Origin of the sequence: Ferroacidibacillus organovorans, assembly GCF_001516615.1 — a bacterium.
GTDB classification, from domain to species: Bacteria; Bacillota; Bacilli; order Alicyclobacillales; family SLC66; genus Ferroacidibacillus; species Ferroacidibacillus ferrooxidans_B.
Window position 1 is genome coordinate 1 of the sequence record NZ_LPVJ01000036.1, and the last position, 3,250, is coordinate 3,250.

The 3,250-nt window shown below is 49.4% G+C and carries 5 protein-coding genes; all 5 read right to left on the bottom strand.

Annotated features, from left to right (window positions below):
• Nucleotides 1-125 precede the first annotated feature (125 nt).
• Complete coding sequence (locus ATW55_RS17320) at nucleotides 126-353, bottom strand: DUF5348 domain-containing protein (protein ID WP_067715759.1); 228 nt, start codon at nucleotides 351-353, stop codon at nucleotides 126-128.
• A complete protein-coding gene (locus ATW55_RS09155; RefSeq protein WP_067715762.1) occupies nucleotides 350-1,150 on the bottom strand; it encodes an ExeA family protein in 801 nt (266 codons plus the stop codon). Before ATW55_RS09155 ends, ATW55_RS17320 begins: the two co-directional genes overlap by 4 nt.
• On the bottom strand, nucleotides 1,143-2,498 hold the full coding sequence (locus tag ATW55_RS09160) for a DDE-type integrase/transposase/recombinase (RefSeq protein WP_067716091.1): 1,356 nt from the start codon (nucleotides 2,496-2,498) through the stop codon (nucleotides 1,143-1,145). Before ATW55_RS09160 ends, ATW55_RS09155 begins: the two co-directional genes overlap by 8 nt.
• A 46-nt stretch (nucleotides 2,499-2,544) precedes the next feature.
• Nucleotides 2,545-3,045 (bottom strand): DUF6431 domain-containing protein, encoded by a 501-nt coding sequence (locus ATW55_RS15805; RefSeq protein WP_082685707.1) that lies wholly within the window; start codon nucleotides 3,043-3,045, stop codon nucleotides 2,545-2,547.
• Nucleotides 3,046-3,250 (bottom strand): hypothetical protein (locus ATW55_RS16790; RefSeq protein WP_235587072.1); only part of this gene is annotated, 205 nt, incomplete at its 5' end.

Below are 3,250 nucleotides of genomic sequence, written 5' to 3' on the forward strand. Positions count from 1 at the left end.
CTGTTAAAGCTAATGAATAGAGTCCGGAGATAGACGGTGTACTTTGTCCAGAAGTTGCCACGCTGGATGTCCAAAGGCACGGCGTGGAGGGAAGGAAGTTTGCCTCCCTTCCCCGCAGTCTTACGTTAGTTTAGAGTTATCAAGTAACGTCTGTGTTCCATGAGAGCAAGAGCCACGTCGTTGACAATAATGTACCAGCCCTTCGCAAATTCAATTCGGCATGGCAAGTTCAACTTCCCAACACAAAGCTCGAATCCCTCTCCGCAACTCAGCCAGTAAGGCGTGTCTCCTGTATCAACACACCACCGGTCCATATGGTCACAATAATACATGGTCATTGGCGGACGTCTCATGAGAGTTCACCCTGAATCACGCGATTCACGATGTGGTCGTCAATAATCCGCTGCCGGTTCTGGGCGCCGTACATCAAGCAATGTGTACAGATTTTGTTCACCAGTCGTGGGGCTCCTGTGGAGAAACGGTAGATTTCATCGATGGATTTCTCAGAAAAGATGGTTTGCTCTGCACCAGCATAGTTTAGGTGTTGCTCAATGTACTGCCCAACTTGAGCTCGGTCATAATAGTGGAGCCGACACTGCAAGTCAATCCTCTGGCGGATGGCGGCATATGCCTGCAGGTTGAGTCTGTCCCACAACTCATTTTGTCCCACCAGAATCAAGGCCATAGGACTCTGTGAGTCCATTTTGAAGTTGAGGAGGAATCTCAATTCTTCCAGCATCTCTCGGTCGAGCAAATGGCTCTCGTCCATGATGACCACTGGACTTAGATTATGGATACCGCGCATGAGTTCAATCTCACGATGCAATTGGCGTTTGGCGTCTCCACGATAAAACTTCGCCTCATATCCGAGTTGCTCTAACATCCCTTTGTAGAAATGACGAGGCGTTAGCTTTGAGTCTGACAGATACAAAATCTTGAACTTGGAGTTCTCAAGTGCGTCTGAGAACCGACGAATGGTCGTCGTCTTACCTGTCCCGCAATCTCCTGTGACTACGGCGAACCACTGTCGTTCTGCCGCATATTTGAGCCTGCCCAAAATATCCTCGATTCCTTGTGGCATGTATAGTTGGTCTGTCGGGATGTCACGGGAAAAGGGGGTGTGGATAAACTCGTAGAACGACTCAAACACTCCCTTCACCATCTTTCCAAACGCTGTCATAGCGTACGGCCGGGGTAATTTGGTCGATTCTGTCTTTATGCTTGTCCGCTGCTGCGGCAAGGAGCCGGGAGGAGTCTGCAGGAATGGTTCCAAGGTGTTCAGGCATAGAGGGACGCCTGCCTGAGCGTTCACCAATGACCAGCTCTCTTGCTGTCCATGGTTCATGGTTTGGATACTCAATCGTGAGTATCATCGTGTCAGTCGGGTCATACACAACATCGACTGTCCTGCCGATGAACGACAAGCCTACCTCGTACTTCTTACCCTGAAAACTGATGCATCCAGCCTTATCAACCTTACGCGTCTCCATGTGCAGGAAGGCGTTTGCCATAACCTCTGTACTCACGAACCGCAGTGGTTTCGGGTCACATTGATACGCCATTTGTGGACTTGTATTTTCACCGAGTGCAGAATGTGGTTTGTTCTGGTAGCATTCACTGAGCCAAACCTGAAACAATTCATTGAGTCGGTCGAGCGTTTGTTCTTTCTCCAGTGCAAACTCCGCAAGAAATGAATCGACCGTTTGATTCAGCCGTTCAATTTTTCCCTTACTTTCAGCTGCATAGGGTGCCGTATAGAGAAGACGTATGCCAAGCTTGGAACAAGTCCTAATCATCCACTTGTTGCGAAATTGCTTGCCGTTATCGAAATATACAGCTTCTGGCACCCCATATTTCTGCATCACTTGCCGCATGCAGTCGATGACAATGCACTTGTCAAGTGTCGCATAGAACGCTGCATGCAGAACATACCGCGTGGCGTCATCGATGAAGGCAACCAGGTAGGCCTGCACCTTTGTACCGCTGTTTCCAACAAAAACGTAGGGCCCAAACTTGATATCACTTTGGAACAATTGGTTGCGATGTTTCTTTTGGAATCGTCGAGCCGCAACGCCAGACTGGGTATACATCCGCATCTGCCTGGAACTATATCCTCGCTGTGCAAACCTCTCCTGCAACGTGCTACGCTTGATTTGCCCTTTCTTCGCTTTGCCTTCCCATTCTAAGATCTGAATAATTTGCGACACGCTTCGGCTTGGCACCTCTCTGCGTAGCCCAATCGCCGCGTCCAAGAGTTCGTCTGAAACGGACATACATAGATTCGTACGACCTTTCCCCTTAGGTTTGAGTCCGCCGAACCCATCTTGGTGATATTCCTTCAGATAACGCCGCAAGGTTCGTTCCGATAACCCTGTTTGTACACAGAGCTGGGCCTTCATCTCCCTCAGCTTCGCTGGATCCAAGCCATCCTCGAGCAGTGGAGATAATAGTTGAAACCTCGCTACCGCAATTTCTTCCGCCTTCTTCCCATCTTTCACGTCTAAGCCCTCCTTTTAGTAGACCTAGGATGACTGTAGACTGGGTTCATGCGGACAGACATGCAGAACGGGTATGTACCCACAAATGTGTATTTGCAATCGGCCGGACAACTCTGGCCAGCCACCCATCGGCATCGCCGACAAACCGTCCAATGGTTTGGAGTGGAGATTGCGAAGGAGTGGACAACTCCGGCACAGGAAGATTGAATCGATGGGCAATGGCAGTTAAACATCCTACTGCATAAGGGGACCAACTGGTGAACCACTGCCGCAGGCGAAAAAGGGTTGACTCGTCTGCCGCAACTGCAGGATTTTGTTGGCTGACGGTCTCCTCAATACTTGCCGCATCATAACGCTTGTAGGGGACTAAGATGTTGGGGAGTTCGTGGTGTATCTTGCAACACGATTCACAGCGCATCCTACGAATCACGAGTGTCACTTTTTCACCCGAACTTTGTATGTACCTTCTGCGTCGACTCCCGATCACCCCGAGATATCCTTGGCAACAAGGACAGGGAATGACTTCTTCACTCCTGACAAAAAACACTCATTTCAGCACTCCACAGCAGCTGAAAAACTGATACAATAACCATACGTTGATTATTGGGATGGACGTCTCTAGTGACACCGTTGGTCCGGTGCCACGCAAAAGAGAGGCGTCCTTTTCCTTTCCTAAGTTGTGGCCATTATATCTAGCAATCCATGGACAGGCAATACCGTCAGTTTTCGGGCATTTTGACTCAGCAGAAACA

What these genes read in the sequence shown, in the direction of transcription:
- ATW55_RS17320 (WP_067715759.1), bottom strand. Translation starts at nt 353, where the DNA reads ATGAGACGTCCGCCAATGACCATGTATTATTGTGACCATATGGACCGG.